Below are 17,609 nucleotides of genomic sequence, written 5' to 3'. Positions count from 1 at the left end.
TTCCATCTTGACTATATTAACAATTCAATTCGAATTCCGAAAGTCAGTAACAATCCTCTCAATAACAAAAGGAAGGTTACTAGGTAACTCATCAAGTGAAAAAAAGCATAGTTCTTTCGATTCCGTTTGGTCGCATACAAGCTCACCGTGAAATTCACGACAAATATAAACAACGAGTACACCGTGTACTTGATCGCCGTTTGGATAGATTTGAAAGAAATCAGGTCCTGAGTATGTACGGAATAGTTCTGGGTTTTTAATAATAAGTCCCGTTTCTTCATATACTTCTCGCTTTAAAGCGTCTTCTAACGTTTCGTTATATTCTAAGGCGCCTCCAATTATGCCCCAACGGTTAAAATCTGTACGGAGCTGCAGTAATATTTCATTTTTCTCATTTAATATAATGGCGTGTGAACCTATTAAAATAAGTGGATGATTTCCTACTAAATTTCTCATGTCTTCAATATAACCCATACTTATTCTCCTTATATGTTAATAATAGTTAGGAAGTTCTTTTAACATTCTTTCTGTTTTACGTGCAGTAAAGGCTAAGTTATGGTCATCTTTCGTTCTGAAAAATAATGTGCGTAAAAAGGTTTTAATGTTGGCACATAAAATACAATACTCATTAAGCGAAAGGCGTTTTCTAATTTGAGGAAGCCTTTTTATTTTTTTATGAATAATAGAGACTAACTCATCTTGCGGGAAGTCATGATACAGCATTGCTAGTAACGGCGTAATAATGCGTTCGTCTTCGTTATTGTGAAAAAAATCAGATGGGATAAAAATTTTATTTAATAAGCAATGAATTAATTCTTCATACCATTCAAAGGTCGTATAGGAATTGTGAACAATTTCAGTAAAGGCATCTGATACGTGGGCAAGACAATGAGCCCATCCTTTATTTTCAATATAGCCTCGAAAATCCGTTTCTAAGTTTGTATATGAAATGAGTTTGTTTTTTATTTCTTCAATATCTTCCTCTGTGAAAAAGTAGTGCGAGTTAGCGAATTGGAGTATTAGCGCGATTAACGAAACAGTGTAAGAACGTGTGAAAACCCCATCTGTATGTGGGGAGTGAATATCACAATATAAATACTCATCGCTTAAACAAGTTTGCAGAAGTAATTTCAGCTGATCATCCATAAGGAATTCATGATGAATGAAATAGGAAAAGCATTTATATATAAGTTGGTAACGAACATAACTATCAGTCGTTCCGACATACTGAAGCATATTAAGTGTTAACTCATTAATATCTATATGTTGCAGTTGCGTATAGTCATTTTGTTGTATAAGCTCTAACTGTTGTTGCAATGCTGTAATATCCAATGGAGAACCTCCTCCGCACTTTAAAGATGCGATGTTTTCTAGTATTCTATATATTCAAGGACAATCCTGCTCATGCAAGGAGAACAAGTAGAAATTCTAGGATGACATAGATGAGGGAAGTATATGATGACTATAGAACAGTTAGAAAAACATTTTAAAATAAGAAGAAATGCTTCTTCTATTATGATAAAAGAAAATAATGCAGAGCCTTTTACAGAAGAGCAATTAAAGGAAATCATGCAGTATTGCGTTACTGAGGCTGAAAAAGAGGGAATAGAAAATTTACATTTTGAGATTTCTTCAAAAAGTCCAAATTATGATGTGTATAAAAAATGCTTCGGAACGTATGCATTTGAATATATTACTGAAAATATGATTGTGTTTAAGGATATATATGAAGTAGAAGATGTAGAAAGTGAGATTGATTTTAAGCTTATTGAAGAGATTGGCGAAGGCGTTTTTTACTCACTGTGGAATGAAGTGACGGGAGAACAAATCGATTATGATCAATTTGTAAATATGATGTTGCAAGAAATCGGTGAGCAATGGAAAGAACATTGTTTAACAGCGAGTATCAATGAAGAGCCGATAGGAATTGTAATCCCGCATATTGAGAGAGGTACTTTAGAAGAAGGAAAACTCATGTATTTCGCAGTCGCTCCAAATATGCGAAATAAAGGGTATGAAGCAGCATTCTTTACAGGAGCAATGTTTGTCTTAAAAGAAATAGGTGCATCGTATTATATTGGCGAGACAAATGTACAAAATGAATGGATGAAGGATGTTTTTGAAAAGAACGGATGTCAGTTGTTAAGTTCTACTGAGCGATATGTGAGGAAGTTTTAGGAGGATGAATGGTGTATACTCTCGAACTCGTATAGCGGGAGGGGACTATATATGATAAAGCAATCCATGCATTCATTCGTTTTACTGTATCCACATGTATTGTTAGAGAATTGGAAAGTTGAAAAGGTTTCAGAACGTTATGAAGGTGAAAAGTGGGAAACTTTTTGGCTTCAGGTTGTTACTCCAACTGGAATGTTTCGGGTAAAAGAGTTTTTTCTAGATATAATGGAGCCAGTATTTCCAGATAGTTGTATTTCTCAAGCAAAAGGAGATTGTTTTCAATATAAATGGCTTGTGTATTGGAAAGGTGTAAATTATAAAGGAAAAGAAAGTTACGTTACATCTCGATGGAAAACACAAATTGAAGTTTCTGTTGATAGCGGATATATAAACCAAGATGAAATGGAACGATTTCTAATTGAATTACAACCGGTAAATATGGAGCTTGCGAAAAGGATATTACATACACCATTTCACTTATTAAGCTTTCAAGCGAAGAGAGGTGAAATGGGTGAGATAGGAAGATGTCGTGAGTGGAATGCTCCTGAAGACGTATCCTATGTTAAATTATCAATTCATGAAAAGTTAAGTTGGAAACTTGAATCAGTTGGTTTCGGAAATGATGAAATACAGTATGTATACTGGGATGAAGATAGTAAACTATATGCACTTTGGGTTTGTCGGCATAAAAACAAAGCGTACTATCCTGTTTCTTCTTGGACAATGAATTATGGCCCAAAACAAATTATAAATGGATTAGAGTTTTATTCGCACCCTGATCGCGGGACAGTTGTATATGAAGATTTAGGTGATGAACAAATCGCATACGTATTTCGAGGGAATCCGTGTACAACTTATGAACAAGTAAAAGAACTTCTTGCCTATTTGTAAGATAAAAAGAAAAATGAGAACGACAAAATAGATATTTCTATAATACAATAAAGAAAGATTCGATTATATAAGAAAGCGTTGGTGAAAGAATGGAGCAGCAAAGAAATTGGTTACAAGCGACTGTAGAAAGAAATGAAGATAATACGTTATATATAAAGTGGGAAAATAATATAGAAGAAGTTCGTATTTACTGGAGTACTTCACCAGAGCATATTGAAGAAAATGGAGAATTACTTGCAACGATAAATGGAGAGTCATCATGTACAATTGAAAACCCGAGTGAAAATGAGCGTCCATATTTTAGACTAGTAGGAAGTAATGGACAAGCAGTGACAGTAGCTGAGCGTAGATTACCATTACAAGGGGCGTTTAACTTCCGTGATATGGGAGGATATGAAACGACTGAAGGCCGTAAAGTAAAATGGGGCAAGTTGTACCGTTCTGAAGAATTAGCAGGACTAACAGAATGGGACATCGACTATTTACAAAAGTCTGGCTTAAAGTTAATTTGTGACTACCGTACAGATTTTGAAGTGAAGCATAAGCCGAATCCGGATATTACAGGTGCTCGTCAAGTGTGCTTACCAGTTATGCAAGATTTAGCGAAAGACTTAAATATAAATGAATTTTTCCAAGTTGGTGACCTTTCTATGTTAGGGAAGCCAGGTGAGTATCTTGTGAAAATGAATCAAGATTTCGTAAGTGGTAATGAAGCATTCGTGAGCTTCTTAAACTTAGCGCAAAATCCAGAAAACTTACCGCTAGTAAACCACTGTACAGCTGGAAAAGATCGTACAGGATTTGGATCGGCATTATTATTACTTTTACTAGGTGTACCAGAAAAAACAGTAATGGAAGACTATTTACTAAGTAACGGTTTTCGTGAAAAGTTAAATGAAAAAATGATGGCCTTTTTAGGGGCGAAATTACAAAACGATGAAAGTAGAGCGATATTAGGTGCGATGTTTGAAGCGCGTGCTGAATATTTACAAGCTGCGATTGATGAAGTGAAAAAGCAATACGGTTCAGTTGAAGCGTATGCTGAAAAAGCACTTGGCTTTACGAAAGAGTCGCTAAAAGAAATGAAAGTGTTATTGCTAGAAGAGAAATAAGAAGGAGGGAGGCTAATTGGATTAGCCTCCTTTTCTATTATGAAATTTTTCGTTGCCTTATTATTCCTATGATAATTGGAATAACTGTCCCAATTAACAATATCGGTAAAAATAATTTTCCAAAACCGCCGCTCCAATCTAGAGCGATTGAAATGGTTTCAAATTGGATGAAAGCAAAAATAAGTAAACAGACATTTTTTAATTGATTTAGCATTTTTCTACTGTTTAAATAAAACTGTTTAGCATTCGATTCATTCAGTCTTTGTGGATAGTTATGTACTTCTGGAAACTTCTCTAAAGTTTGCATTAAAAGGAGTATGAATAGCCCTATTCCTGGCAGAAGTAAAAGTTCCCACTTTGATCCCCAGCGATCTACAGCCCCATATGCATTATAATGTGCGGGCACTTCCTCGGGTAATTTTCCCCAAATGATGATCAAAAAAATGATTGATCCAAAGAACAATGAATATCCAATGGTATCTCCAATCCATTCACTTTTTGTTTTTGGGATTTGTACTTTAGGTCTTTCCCATGAATTTACTATGTTTTTCCGCCCCTTTCTATTCCTGTATTACCTTTTTAAAAATTGGATTCATTATCCAAATTATCTCAAATTTATAGTATTTTCACAATTAATTATTTTTGAATAACATAACTCGTATGCCTTAAAGCAACTTTAAATTCTCTGTACAGTTACTATTTATAAAGGGAAAAAGTTCGACTTAAGAGCCAATTAATGAGAAAATACAAGTTGTAAATAACGTACTAGTTGAGGAGAGCATAATGAAATATAAAATTATATTATTCGACGTAGACGATACATTATTAGATTTTCCTGAAACGGAGAGAAACGCATTGCATAACGCGTTTGTACAGTTCGGGATGCCTACAGGGTATAATGATTATCTTGCAAGTTATAAAGAGATTAGTAATGGATTATGGAGAGACTTAGAAAATAAAATGATTACGCTAAGTGAATTAGCGGTAGATCGATTTAGACAATTATTTGCCCTTCATAATATAGAAGTAGATGCACAGCAATTTAGTGATGTATACCTTGAAAACTTAGGGAAAGAAGTACACCTTATAGAAGGTGCAGTGCAATTATGTGAGAAACTACAAGATTGCAAGTTAGGTATTATTACGAATGGATATACGAAGGTACAACAATCGAGAATTGGAAATTCGCCTTTATGTAATTTCTTTGATCATATTATTATTTCAGAAGAGGTTGGTCATCAAAAACCAGCACGTGAGATTTTTGATTATGTATTTGAGAAGTTTGGGATTACTGATAAATCAAGTGTACTAATGGTTGGAGATTCGCTAACTTCTGATATGAAAGGCGGAGAAGATTACGGCATTGATACGTGTTGGTATAATCCGAGTTTGAAAGAAAATAGGGCAGATGTTAAGCCGACTTATGAAGTGGAGAGCCTGCTACAAATTTTAGAAATTGTGGAAGTGGCGGAAGAAAAGGTAGCTTCATTTTAATTGTGTTGATATTTTTCGATAAGTCGATATATCGAAAAAATCGTTGATATAATTTGAGTTGCGGCCAATATATAGGTAGGATAGGTGTAATAACTAGAGGTGAGTAAAGAATGTTAACGTTTTTATTTGAGTTAGACAAGGCTATTCCGCAGAAGGATGAGCCAAAGTATGATGCTTATACAAAGGGCTTTATTGAAGGGGATTTAACGATTCGCGTTAGTGACAGCGTACTTTTTCAGAAGTCATGTATGAAGGTCGCAGAGCTCGGTATTTATTTAGGACAGTGGATGGAACAAGTACAACACGGTCAAAACGTACATATGAATTATGAAACGAGTGACCGTGAGGAAGTAATTCTCGGATTCTTTTATGAAGAGGACGATCAGTGGAAAGTTTCTTCTAGTTGGCAACAATTTGAACTTCAAGAGCGTATATCTACGACAACATTAGTAGAGAGCGTCGGGCGTTATTTATATGAGCTAAATAAGGAACTGCGCGCGATAGAATATCCTGTGACATTTGATCAGTACTTAAGAGGAGAGCGAATGATGCAGCTTTCTTACAAACGACTGTGTGATAGTAAAGCGGATACGACGTCGATAGAAGTTTACAATGAAAGCGAAAGAGTAGGCGCAGTACGGGGCTATTATAAAAATACGTTGATGAAAGTGCTAGACTTTATTCCGAAGGTTGGTAGTAATATCATTTACGAAATAAAGGATAGTAAAGACAATATTCGCGTCATTGCAAAGGATGTAAGTAGGCAACGTCAAAGAAGGATTTTAGTAACGTACATCGATCATAATGATGCAGAGCATGAAATACTTGTATGTGACGGAAAGTTACTAGATGCAAATTTCCTATTTACCTTTACATATAAGACAGAAGAATATGTTGTTCACAAAACTACAATTGGGCTTGGAAAGTTATTACGCAACGGCTATGTAATCGCAGATTGGAATATTCGTCTTGAGGAAGATATGTATGACATCGAGATGAATGTATATGATGAGGGTTATATAGAGGATCAATACTTACTATTAGGCGTATTTCATGCTGTTTTGTATGGTTGATAAATGAGAAATACCGGTGTTCTTTGTGAAAAGAATACCGGTATTTTTCATTAATCCTCAAAAATAAAAATCTCATCAATCGTACTATGCAGTGCCTTCGCTATATCGTGAGCAAGCTGCAAGGAAGGGTTATATTTTCCTTTTTCGAGATGGCTAATTGTTTCACGGCGTACACCAACAGTTTTCGCTAAATCTTCTTGTGTCATGTTCGATTTGGCGCGGTATTCTTTTATTTTCGTTACGAACGCCATGGCGCATCTTCCGTTTCATCAACAGGTTTATCGTAAAAGAATATAGAGAAGCCGAACGTAAGAATGAGTGTGCTGAAAATAAGAGCGATATCAATCTCTTGTAGCACCGGATTTGGAAATAACATTTCAATAAACATAATGATAGCGGTAGTTAGTAATGTAACGATAAAGGCATTACGGCACGATTTATTGATGATTTGTTCAAATAGTTCATCGTGTTGAACCGTTCTATACGTTGTAAAAAAGGAGAAGAAACAAAACATAGTAAACAATCCTTTTTCATAAAAAAAGCCGAGAAATCCGAAGAAACCGAGAAATCCTAAATATTTAATCCAAGTTGTTTTCACGATAGATTCTCCTTTCAATGTTAGAAATAAAGTGAAACTTTAATCAGTGGGGGTTTTCTTCATCCCCCACTGATTATCAGCCCTCACCAATCGGACTTTTAGGGGCAGTTGATCCCCCACCTAACTTCTTTGCTTTCGCTGAATTTTGAGGTGGGGGTCTTACTGCCCATTAAAGCGGGATAAATCACGTTATGTTATAAATATATCACATATAGAAATGTGTGGTAATAATAGTTTTCCAATTCTTTTCATAATAATAGTAAAAAGAGGAAATATACTGCGAAATAAAGAGGATAATATTGTAAAATGGTTGTAAGGAGGGGGAGGAAGGAATGCTAACTTGGATCATGATCGTTGTATTACTTGTAGTAATTACTGTAGTGGCAACGGTGTTAATTGGGCGGAATGGTGATGCGAATTATAGTAAAGCGACAAAAGGGAATATTAAACGGCTGACGATAATCTATATTTTACTGGCTGTCGTTTTAATCGTTGGATTAGGCGTGTATATTTATTTTAAAGGTTAAAAAAACTGAAAAAATATAAAAATCTAAAAATAGAAGTATGCTATAATGTTGATATAGTTATTTGGTAATTAAGGAAAGGATTGGATGTAATGATTGAAATTACGAATGTGTCGAAAAGTTATAATGGGTCTACTTATGCAGTAAAAGATTTAAGTTTATCTGTGCCTAGCGGAGAAATTTTTGGATTTTTAGGGCCGAATGGTGCGGGTAAATCAACGACAATTAAGATGATTACTGGTATTCATGGGGTGGACAAAGGAACGATTACGATTAATGGTATAGATATTATGAAAAATCCGATGGAAGCGAAAAGGACGTTTGGTTATGTCCCAGATAGCCCAGATATGTTTTTACGATTAAAAGGAATTGAATATTTAAACTTTATGGCAGATATGTATGAAGTGCCGAAAGAAGTACGACAAGAGCGAATTGAGTCTTTAGCGAAGAAATTTGATCTTTACAATGCGTTATCGGATCAAATTCAAAGTTATTCGCACGGTATGAGACAAAAAATCGTTATTATTGGTGTGCTCGTGCATGAGCCAGATATATGGATTTTAGATGAACCGTTAACGGGGCTTGATCCGAAATCCGCATATATTTTAAAAGAAATGATGAGAGAACATGCGGATAAAGGAAAGATTGTATTTTTCTCGACACACGTATTAGAAGTAGCAGAAAAAATATGTGACCGCGTTGCAATTATTAATAAGGGGAATCTTCAGTTTAAAGGGAATTTAGATGAAATGAGAGATCATTTTAAATCCAATGAATCACTTGAAAAAATGTTCTTGGAGATGACGGGCAATGAGTAAAATTTGGACGTTAACGAAAGTATTATTAAAATTAAATTATGCAGATTTTATAACAGATAAGAAGAAGCGATGGGCGTATGTATTTTCATTTGCAGCCATTTTATTTGTCGGCTTTTTACTATTTGGTTCTATCACGCACGCAATGTATGAGGGAATGATACATTTAGGGCAAGATCCAGGAATGATTATCGCAATGGGACTTGCGATTGCGAGTATATGGGTATTTTTAATGAGTATAACGAACATTTTAACTGTATTTTACTATAGTAATGACATTGAAATGTTACTACCATTACCATTAAAACCAGCCCAGATTATTTCGGCAAAATTTTTAACAGTATTAATAACACAATACGTAATGAGTTCATTCATTTTATTACCAATCTTTATTACGTACGGGTTAAAAAGTGGTGCATTTATTACATATTACATATACATGATTTTTATTTACTTACTCTTCCCGATTGTGCCGTTAGTATTAGCTTCATTACTGATGACAGTTATTATGAGGTATACGAATATAGCGAAAAATAAAGACCGAGGCAATATATTTATTGGAATCGTAAGTATACTATTTATTGTAGGAATTAATGTATTTTTACAGTGGAAAAATAAAAGCTCGTTTTCTGAAGATGCAATTACGAATTACCTTGCGAACAACCAATCTTCACTTTTAGTACAAATGACAAATTATTTTCCAACTACATATTTCGGAGCAGTGGCATTAGTAGAAAATGCAAATTGGAAAGGTCCGTTATACGTAATCATCTTTGCGCTTATTTCATTTGTATTCTTTGTGTTGTTTTATTACATTGCAGAGCGTACATATTTAAAAGGGGTTATTGGCCTTTCAACGAGCACAGCAAAAAAAGAGGTTATTTCAGCTGAAGGTTTACAGAAATCAACGGTACAAAGTTCACATTTGAAAGCGTATGTGAAAAAAGAATTTAAAACGTTATTCCGTACACCGCAATTTTTCTTAAATTGTATCGTACAAACTTTCGTTATGCCGATTATGTTATTCTTTGTTTTATTCGTGAAAGATGGAAACTTAAAGTGGATCACAGGGTATATTGATAATCCAAAATCAGCAGGTCTTGCAATTGGCGTTGGTCTTTGTGCATCGCTATTTTTAATGGGAAGTAACGTTATCGCAACAACATCATTTTCACGTGATGGAAGTTCATGGTTTGTAAATCGTTATTTACCTGTAAAAGCTTCAGATATCTTTTTTGCGAAAGCGATTACTGCTTGGTTAATTAATGTGATTATTTTAGCAGTATTCGGTATTACGATGGCAGTTGTAGCAGGGATTTCTCCTGTGTTCATGTTACTGTGGTTTTTACTAAGTGCGAACGGGTTATTGTTAATTAATTTAATCGGTACACGCTGGGATGCACAAACTGCAGATATACATTGGGATACAGAGCAGAAATTATTTAAGAGCCGATATACAACTTTGTGGAACTTTTTAGCGAATATTTTTATAGCTTTAGTTATTGTAGCGGGAGTAAGTTTATTATACTTCTTCCTTCAAGTAGGACTGTGGGTTATGTTTATTGTTTTATTTGTATTGTTTACCATTGCCAACTATATTTTAATCAAAATATTAAAGATAGGTGCAGAACGCATATTGGCAAATATTGAATAAAAAGATAGATCCTCTGTATTCGTGCAGGGGATTTATCCATAGATGGAGGAGAAAAGGTGAAGAAAATAGCAATTGTAACAGGGGCAACTCGTCTGAATGGAATTGGTGCAGCTGTATGCAAGGTGCTTGCTCAAGAAGGGATAGACATTTTTTTCACGTACTGGTCTCAGTATGATAAAGCGATGCCGTGGGGAATGCATGACAAAGAGCCCTTTTTGTTAAAAGAGGAGATTGAAAGTTTAGGTGTTCGTTGTGAAATGGCAGAAATCAATTTATCGCAGTCGTATTCGCCAAATCGTTTGTTTTATATGGTCTCAGAACGTTTAGGTGATCCATCTATTTTAATTAATAATGCAGCGTATGCTACTCATACGAGAATTGAAGAATTAAATGTAGAACAGTTAGATAAACATTATACAGTGAATGTCCGCGCTACTATGTTATTAAGTTCATTATTTATAAAACATTATGAGCTGAAAACGAGTGGCAGTATTATTAATCTTACGTCAGGGCAGTCGTTAGGCCCGATGCCAGATGAATTAGCATACGTAGCGACGAAAGGAGCAATTGAAGCATTTACAAAATCAGTAGCACCGGTTGCGATGGAGAAGGGGATTACAGTAAATGCAGTTGATCCAGGACCGACGAATACAGGATGGATTACAGAGGAGCTGAAGCATCATTTAGTATGGAAGTTCCCGCAAGGTAAAGTAGGGGAACCGTCGGATGCAGCACGCTTAATTTCTTTTTTAGTAAGTGAAGAAGCAAAATGGATTACAGGGCAAGTCATACATTCAAATGGTGGTTACTCATAAATATATTATGTTAACAATTGTTGAGAAACAAAAAAATGAAAGAAAATTTTATTTTTTTGTTTAAATAAAATGTCAGTAAAGATAAAAATTTGATAGGAGAGTATATCGTCATATGAAGATAGTAATTCTTCATGTGACAATATACTCTTTTTCTTTTGCTGCAGAGAAGAAAAATGAAGTAGAAGAAACTCGAATGTTCAAATAGGTTTATCGTTTTTTGTACGTATTATTATGAAGATTACTGTCGGAAAGATGGTAATTCGTATGAAAAGGGATTTTTTAAGGGAAAATCGAATCGTAAAGAGGAGGATAAATTATATAAACATAGGGGGATTTATATGAAAATGAAAAAGGTCGCTATCGCATCGATAACAATTGGTACAATGCTTACTATGGCAGCTTGTAGTCCTTCAACAGATAAAGAGAAAGACAAGAAAGAACAAGTAACAGCGCAAAATGAAGGAGAAGCAAAAACGACAAGTGCAGATGAGACGTCAAAAACAACGAAAGATAATGAAAAAGAAACAAATACTTCTTCAAATGAAAAAACAGATAAAGATGCAAAAAATACGAAAGAATCATCAGGAACAGAAAGTAACGGTAAAACGTCATCTCAAAATGAGAATGTGAAAACAAAAGAAAAAGAGACGACAGGAAAAACGAATGATCAAACGACTAGCGGAAAAACGACAGATCAAAGTACAAGTACAAACTCAAACGGAAAAACAACGAAAGATCCGAAGAAAAGCGTAGCTGTGAAAACAAATGTTAAAGAAGTTGCTGCATTAATTGAAAGCTTAGACAAGCAATTAGCTGCAAACCCTAAATTAGAAACAGTAAATAAACTTGGAAAACAAATTAATGAAAAGTGGGATGTAATCGAGAAAGAGTTAGAAGCATCACATCCAGCTGAATCTAAAACAATCGGACAAAGTATGTATCCGTTAATTGTAGGAGCGGAGAAAGAAAAGATAGATATTAATAAAATGAAGTCATTAACGACGAAAACGAAAAAAGATTTAAATCAGTTATTAACGAAACTTTCGTAGTTTGAAAAGCCTACTTACACGAGTAGGCTTTTTTATGGTGTTAAAGGAGGGAGGCGTCATGCCCATCAAGTTAAGGGACTGTCATTTCAAAAAGAAATGATAGTAGGCGGAGGAAAAACTACTCTTCAAAAAGCTAAATGTTCTGCTTAAAAATAGGCAGGAAAAAGAAACGTCAAATTGGGCGTTTTTATCAAAATCCTCTTATGCATTAGTTATCAATACATATTTTCTATTGTTGTATAGATTCTTTCTATAATTCATTACTTAAAAAGAAACTTATAATTAAGTCGATCATTCAAAATACATTTACAGAAATACTAAGAATGTTATTAAGATTAGACTTTCAAAATATGTTTAAAAGTGGTGAATAAAATGCAAAAAGTTGTGGGGATTATTGGGGGCATGGGGCCTTTAGCGACTGTTGATTTAATGAACAAAATTATTTCTTATACACCTGCAATGAAAGATCAAGATCATATCCATATCATTGCAGACAACTATTCTCAAATACCTGATCGGACAACGGCTATTTTGGGAAATGGAATGGATCCAACCTCGTACATTGTACAATCAGCACAGCGACTGCAAAACGCTGGTGCGGATTTTCTTGTTATTGCATGTAATACCGCTCATTTTTTCTATAAAGCAGCTAAAAGATCTGTTAATATTCCGATCTTGCATATGCCCTTAGAAACGGCTCGTTTTGTGCAAGAAAATAATTTTAGAAAAGTAGGTTTGTTAGCTACGGATGGGACGATTAAGACGAAACTATACCAAAACAGTTGTCAAAGTTACAGGATTGATGTCATTGAACCTGATAAAGAAATGCAAGAAAAAGTGATGGAAGGAATATATGCTATTAAAAGTGGAAATTTAGAAACAGGATGTTTATATCTTTCAAAGGTTGCTCATAAATTGAAAGATAGCGGAGCTGAGGCTATTATAGCAGGTTGCACAGAGGTTCCTCTAGTATTGAAATCATCCGAAAATATTTGCGTTATTGATCCAACAGAAATTGTAGCTAAAATGGTTATTAAAATAGCTAATAGAACAGAGAAAGAAATAATAATAGTGTAATTTAGAAGTTGAGAGTGCATTCTTATTTTATGAATGTTTGATGCATACGATTTTACGTGCACATGTTATAGTAAATTATAATAGGGAGCCAAAGTAAGGAGCATTTAGACATGAATATTGAAAATATTGAAGCTTTTATATATGTTTGTCAACTTGGTAGTTTCAATAAAGCAGCCGAAGCTCTTTATTTAACCCAACCTTCTGTAACAGCACGTATCCAATCGCTTGAACGTGAAATTAATATAAAGCTTTTTCATCGAAATGGCAATAAGATTTCTTTAACTGAAAAAGGTGATTATTTTTTTCCACATGCACAAAAAATTTTGCAATCTTATCAGGAAGCAAAGTATGGGTTGCAACAAGTAACACTCCCATATGACTTGGTAATTGGGAGTGCTTCATCAATATCTAATAATATCCTTCCTGAAATTTTACCAGGTTTCAAATCTGAATTTAAGGATGTTAGAATAAAAATTGTAACTGGTCATTCACAAGACATCTTACAGAAGGTTATTAATAAAGAAGTTGACTTCGGCATCGTACGAACAGAAACACATCCTCAAGTAGAGTCAATTCGTCTTTATAATGACCCTATTGGCCTTTTTGTGCCTCGAAATCATTTATTGTTAAAAGAAGAAAAAGTAACAATAGAACATGTAAGTAAACAACCTCTTATCTTCTTCGATTATGGATCAATGGATTGGCTAATGATTCATCGGCTATTTTCAAGTAATGATGTAAGCCCGACTATATTTTTAGAAGTAGATAATATGGAAACAGCGAAAAATTTAGTGATACAAGGGATGGGCATTAGCTTCTTGCCTGAACATTGTGTCAAACAAGAATTAGAAAATGGAGAATTGATCAGAGTGGAAATGACACCTCCAGTGAAGATTAATATTAGTATTGATTTTATCTATTTAAAAGGCAGACCAAAATCTGTTTTTATTGACTTTTTAAAAGAAAAGATGTGTAAATAAAACAAACTGATTGGTTTATCAATCAGTTTGTTTTTGTTCTGGAGTTCATATGCATGGGGAAAAACGTTTACTTCTAGAGAAATGATCAAACAAAATTTAATGAAAATTAATATTAAGTATACACCTACATAAAGATATATAAATGTAAAAGAAGGAAAGAGTTTAGTTAATAAAGAGTAGTATTCATTATTGGTATAAAAGATGTAACGTATTTAACATGATTAATATAAAATTTTTTTGGAAATGGGGGCAGTGTTGAATGGTAGGTAAAAGTTTAGCTAACGGATTAATGGCAGCAGACGGGGAGCAATTACCTCTACAGCTTGCAGCACGAAATGTGGCTATTGACACAACGAGTCGTGCATCGTTAGCCGCTGCAGGACAAGCAGCTTTTACTTTTGCTGCAAATGCTATATTTGTATCAGGAGGAGCATTTGTTATAATATTGCCTCTAGTAGGTGCTTTTGTCGGATTAAAACAGAGCTGGCGTGTTACAAATAAATTAAAGAAAATTCTTGCGAAGAAGGAATTTAGTCAATTAGAAAAAAGTTTACATGATCTAGTTATAGTTATGAAGAAACAACTAGGTTTGAAAGAAGAAATAAAGAAAGAAAAGTGGCAAGGAATTTTACACGAAATTTTTAATAGAAAACCTATAGCCAATTTAGAAGCAATTCATCAAGAAAGAATCCAATTTATCGGTAATATGAACAAAGAACTAACTGCAATTGAACAAGAAATAAATAAAGATGCTTTACGTGCCTTTGAAAGGTTATTTGCGGTCTTAACAAAATCAGGAATTCATGTACACAGTATTCGTAATGAACTTATGAACATAGAAAAAGCGATGAAGGCATTACATAAGAAATTATAGAGTTTTTCTTAAGTGAGTAATGATAAGCTCTAAGTTATAACTTCATTTTGTCATCCGATTTATATTTTGGGACAGCATCTATAACGAGAATGAATCATTTTTTAGTGGGAATCCTAACGAAAAAGGATAGTGATAAAAATGACAATCGATCGAGTTTGTACAATTGGGCCAGCAAGTAATAATAAAGAAACGTTAGCGCAGTTAATAAGCAATGGTATGAAAATAGTACGATTGAATTTATCACATGGCACGCATGAAAGTCATAAAGATATTATTCGTTTAGTCAAATCGCTAGACGATTCTATTAAAATTTTAGGCGATGTACAAGGTCCTAAAATAAGGTTAGGTGAAGTAAAAGGAGAACAAATTACACTTCAGGCGGGAGTTTCTTTTATTTTACATACACAACCAGTTACAGGGAGCAATAAAGAAGCAAGTGTTGATTATGAAGGAATTGTGAATGACGTGAAAGTTGGAAGTAGAATTTTAATTAATGATGGCGAAGTTGAGTTAATCGTTGAAACGGTAAGTGCGGATAAAATAGAAACAAAGGTGAAAACAGGTGGTAATATCTCATCTCATAAAGGGGTGAACTTACCAGGGGCAATCGTTAGTTTACCAGCTATTACAGAGAAAGATAAAAAAGACATTCAGTTTCTGTTAGAAGAGGATGTTGATTTTATCGCGTGTTCTTTCGTAAGAAAACCTAGTCATATAAAAGAAATACGAGATTATATACAGCAATATAAAGAAACATCACCTAATATAATTGCCAAAATAGAAACGATGGAAGCAATCGAGAATTTTCAAGATATATGTAAAGAAGCAGATGGAATTATGATTGCAAGGGGCGATTTAGGAGTAGAGTTGCCGTATCAATTTATTCCGCTCTTGCAGAAAATGATGATTCAGGAATGTAATCGAACGAATACATATGTTATTACAGCGACACAAATGCTTCAATCAATGGTAGATCATTCTATTCCAACAAGGGCTGAGGTAACTGATGTGTTTCAAGCTGTGCTGGACGGAACGAATGCTGTTATGCTTTCTGCTGAAAGTGCGTCAGGCGAGCATCCAATTGAAAGTGTAAAAACATTACGTCTCGTTTCTGAATTCGCTGAGCATGTGAAAAAAGACGGTCCTTTTGTGATGAAAGATGTACTGGAATTGCTGCATGAGTCTCTAGATGAGTGATAAATAAAAAGAGGGCGGATAAGCATCCGCCCTCGTGTTTTTCATTCCTATTCTTCTTGCTCTTGCTCGTCCAAAATTTTATCAAAAGCAGCAGATACTTTGTCAAACTCTTCATCATTTTCAATGTATGAAAACTCATTATCTTCTTCTACTTTTAAAAAGAAAATATCAATGTCTTCCTCAGAATCTGTTTGAATATCTTCTACGAAGGCAACTGCAATATATTCTGCGCCTTCGACATCCATTGCTCCTAGTACTTCTACTTCCTGATCCTCATTATTCTCATCACTAAGTGTAAACACTTCGCCAACTTCAATATCAGACATATCCATTCTCCTCCTGTTCGACTCTAAAAAATAGAGCGCTCAAACTGTATACATACTAACATATCTTTCCATGAAAAATCAATTTCATACATTAGAAAAACAACTGAGTCTTCAATAGAATAAGTATTTAGCTAGAAGGAGTTTCATTTGTGAGTGCTATATTACTTAATCCATTCAACAATTGTATCCATTGTCTGTCTTGTTTTATCACGCTTTGGATCTTCTTTACGGTAACCAAAGGCAACCATAACAGACACTTCAAGATTATCGTCTTTTATAATGCCTTCTTGACGAAGTAAAGAATCTATTTTCTCTTTATCAAATCCTTCTATTGGACAAGAATCAATGCCAATTTGAGCTGCACTCGTCATCATATTCCCTAAAGCAATATAAGATTGTTTAGATGACCAATCAAATACAGCACGATCGGATTGTAATAAGTTAAAATCTGTTTCCTGGAACTTTTTGAAGAATTCATATCTAATTTTTTGAGTGTCTTCAGGTAATCCAATAATATCGTTCATCATATATTTAATATACTCTGCATCATAATGCATATCTTTAATATTTCTTGAAAGAACAATAACAAAGTGACTAGCTGTTGCAAGTTGCCCACCAGCGCCCCATGAATACGGTTGTAGTTTTTCTCTTAATTCTTTATTTTGTACGACAATAAATTTCCATGGTTCATAACCAAAAGAAGAAGGAGATAATCTGCCTGTTTCTAAAATGAAATGAAAATCTTCTTCTGAAATTTTGTGCATAGGATCGAAATCTTTACATGCATGTCTGAAATGGAAAGCCTCCATAATTTTTTCTTTTGTAATTTGTTTTGTATTTGTCATAAAAGTACCTCTTTTCATTAATTTATTTTTGTAAGTAAATTATATTTTTAAAGTAACATAGATACAAGTACGCACATTTATGTGTTATAGTATCAAAAAAGATACTA

General features: G+C 34.2%; 21 protein-coding genes. 14 read left to right on the top strand and 7 right to left on the bottom strand.

Annotated elements, in window-relative coordinates; translation table 11 throughout:
* Window positions 1-24 precede the first annotated feature (24 nt).
* On the bottom strand, window positions 25-474 hold the full coding sequence (locus tag MHB74_RS16215; RefSeq protein ID WP_061678937.1) for an NUDIX hydrolase: 450 nt from the start codon (window positions 472-474) through the stop codon (window positions 25-27).
* Between the two features lie 18 nt (window positions 475-492).
* Window positions 493-1,332 carry a DUF2785 domain-containing protein gene (locus tag MHB74_RS16210; protein ID WP_061678936.1) on the bottom strand — a complete coding sequence of 280 codons (840 nt, stop codon included), beginning with the start codon at window positions 1,330-1,332 and terminating at the stop codon, window positions 493-495.
* 123 nt (window positions 1,333-1,455) lie between these two features.
* Between MHB74_RS16210 and MHB74_RS16205 the strand changes: the two genes are divergently transcribed.
* The 3 genes from MHB74_RS16205 to MHB74_RS16195 all read left to right on the top strand — a co-directional run bounded on the left by MHB74_RS16205 (window position 1,456) and on the right by MHB74_RS16195 (window position 4,181).
* Complete coding sequence (locus MHB74_RS16205; RefSeq protein WP_061678935.1) at window positions 1,456-2,178, top strand: GNAT family N-acetyltransferase; 723 nt, start codon at window positions 1,456-1,458, stop codon at window positions 2,176-2,178.
* A 51-nt stretch (window positions 2,179-2,229) separates the two neighbouring features.
* Complete coding sequence (locus tag MHB74_RS16200) at window positions 2,230-3,069, top strand: hypothetical protein (protein ID WP_061678934.1); 840 nt, start codon at window positions 2,230-2,232, stop codon at window positions 3,067-3,069.
* Window positions 3,070-3,158: 89 nt separating this feature from the next.
* Window positions 3,159-4,181 carry a tyrosine-protein phosphatase gene (locus tag MHB74_RS16195; protein ID WP_061678933.1) on the top strand — a complete coding sequence of 341 codons (1,023 nt, stop codon included), beginning with the start codon at window positions 3,159-3,161 and terminating at the stop codon, window positions 4,179-4,181.
* Window positions 4,182-4,218: 37 nt separating this feature from the next.
* Here MHB74_RS16195 and MHB74_RS16190 read toward each other — a convergent pair whose 3' ends face one another.
* Entirely contained in the window at window positions 4,219-4,644 is a 426-nt protein-coding gene (locus MHB74_RS16190; RefSeq protein ID WP_081110311.1) for a DUF1648 domain-containing protein, read from the bottom strand.
* 320 nt (window positions 4,645-4,964) lie between these two features.
* Here MHB74_RS16190 and MHB74_RS16185 point away from each other — a divergent pair, with 320 nt between their 5' ends.
* Together MHB74_RS16185 and MHB74_RS16180 are read left to right on the top strand one after the other, a co-directional pair.
* Complete coding sequence (locus MHB74_RS16185; protein WP_061678931.1) at window positions 4,965-5,675, top strand: YjjG family noncanonical pyrimidine nucleotidase; 711 nt, start codon at window positions 4,965-4,967, stop codon at window positions 5,673-5,675.
* Between the two features lie 110 nt (window positions 5,676-5,785).
* Entirely contained in the window at window positions 5,786-6,748 is a 963-nt protein-coding gene (locus MHB74_RS16180; RefSeq protein ID WP_061678930.1) for a tubby C-terminal domain-like protein, read from the top strand.
* A gap of 50 nt (window positions 6,749-6,798) precedes the next feature.
* On the opposite strand, the gene MHB74_RS16175 is transcribed toward MHB74_RS16180, so the two are convergent.
* Both MHB74_RS16175 and MHB74_RS16170 read right to left on the bottom strand, forming a co-directional pair.
* A complete protein-coding gene (locus MHB74_RS16175; protein ID WP_061678929.1) occupies window positions 6,799-6,999 on the bottom strand; it encodes a helix-turn-helix transcriptional regulator in 201 nt (66 codons plus the stop codon).
* Window positions 6,987-7,346, bottom strand: coding sequence for a DUF3796 domain-containing protein (locus tag MHB74_RS16170; RefSeq protein WP_061678928.1), 360 nt, complete (start codon window positions 7,344-7,346; stop codon window positions 6,987-6,989). Before MHB74_RS16170 ends, MHB74_RS16175 begins: the two co-directional genes overlap by 13 nt.
* Window positions 7,347-7,678: 332 nt before the next feature.
* Here MHB74_RS16170 and MHB74_RS16165 point away from each other — a divergent pair, with 332 nt between their 5' ends.
* From MHB74_RS16165 to MHB74_RS16125, 9 genes are all read left to right on the top strand, one after another.
* Entirely contained in the window at window positions 7,679-7,873 is a 195-nt protein-coding gene (locus MHB74_RS16165; RefSeq protein ID WP_061680295.1) for a hypothetical protein, read from the top strand.
* 89 nt (window positions 7,874-7,962) lie between these two features.
* The gene (locus MHB74_RS16160; RefSeq protein WP_048525168.1) at window positions 7,963-8,688 is read left to right on the top strand and encodes an ABC transporter ATP-binding protein; all 726 of its coding nucleotides are present in this window, start codon (window positions 7,963-7,965) and stop codon (window positions 8,686-8,688) included.
* Entirely contained in the window at window positions 8,681-10,339 is a 1,659-nt protein-coding gene (locus MHB74_RS16155) for a putative ABC transporter permease subunit (RefSeq protein WP_061680294.1), read from the top strand. Before MHB74_RS16160 ends, MHB74_RS16155 begins: the two co-directional genes overlap by 8 nt.
* Before the next feature lie 56 nt (window positions 10,340-10,395).
* The gene (locus MHB74_RS16150) at window positions 10,396-11,154 is read left to right on the top strand and encodes an SDR family oxidoreductase (protein ID WP_061680293.1); all 759 of its coding nucleotides are present in this window, start codon (window positions 10,396-10,398) and stop codon (window positions 11,152-11,154) included.
* Between the two features lie 338 nt (window positions 11,155-11,492).
* Window positions 11,493-12,203: a hypothetical protein gene (locus tag MHB74_RS16145; protein ID WP_061680292.1), complete on the top strand. Its 711-nt coding sequence runs from the start codon at window positions 11,493-11,495 to the stop codon at window positions 12,201-12,203.
* A 372-nt stretch (window positions 12,204-12,575) separates the two neighbouring features.
* The gene (locus tag MHB74_RS16140; protein ID WP_061680291.1) at window positions 12,576-13,280 is read left to right on the top strand and encodes an aspartate/glutamate racemase family protein; all 705 of its coding nucleotides are present in this window, start codon (window positions 12,576-12,578) and stop codon (window positions 13,278-13,280) included.
* Window positions 13,281-13,390: 110 nt separating this feature from the next.
* On the top strand, window positions 13,391-14,260 hold the full coding sequence (locus tag MHB74_RS16135; protein WP_061680290.1) for a LysR family transcriptional regulator: 870 nt from the start codon (window positions 13,391-13,393) through the stop codon (window positions 14,258-14,260).
* A gap of 259 nt (window positions 14,261-14,519) precedes the next feature.
* Window positions 14,520-15,134, top strand: a complete 615-nt coding sequence (locus MHB74_RS16130) for a hypothetical protein (RefSeq protein WP_061680289.1) — start codon at window positions 14,520-14,522, stop codon at window positions 15,132-15,134.
* A gap of 138 nt (window positions 15,135-15,272) precedes the next feature.
* The gene (locus MHB74_RS16125; RefSeq protein ID WP_061680288.1) at window positions 15,273-16,331 is read left to right on the top strand and encodes a pyruvate kinase; all 1,059 of its coding nucleotides are present in this window, start codon (window positions 15,273-15,275) and stop codon (window positions 16,329-16,331) included.
* Window positions 16,332-16,378: 47 nt separating this feature from the next.
* Here the strand turns inward: MHB74_RS16125 and MHB74_RS16120 are convergent, their stop codons facing one another.
* Both MHB74_RS16120 and MHB74_RS16115 read right to left on the bottom strand, forming a co-directional pair.
* Window positions 16,379-16,663, bottom strand: a complete 285-nt coding sequence (locus MHB74_RS16120) for a DUF1292 domain-containing protein (protein WP_098375618.1) — start codon at window positions 16,661-16,663, stop codon at window positions 16,379-16,381.
* Between the two features lie 155 nt (window positions 16,664-16,818).
* Window positions 16,819-17,502 (bottom strand): NAD(P)H-dependent oxidoreductase, encoded by a 684-nt coding sequence (locus tag MHB74_RS16115; RefSeq protein WP_061680286.1) that lies wholly within the window; start codon window positions 17,500-17,502, stop codon window positions 16,819-16,821.
* Window positions 17,503-17,609: the final 107 nt, after the last annotated feature.

Origin of the sequence: Bacillus sp. FSL K6-0069, from assembly GCF_038007785.1 — a bacterium.
Lineage (GTDB): Bacteria > Bacillota > Bacilli > Bacillales > Bacillaceae_G > Bacillus_A > Bacillus_A mobilis.
The sequence above is the reverse complement of the archived record's forward strand: the minus strand, read 5'-3'. Positions and strand labels throughout refer to the sequence as shown.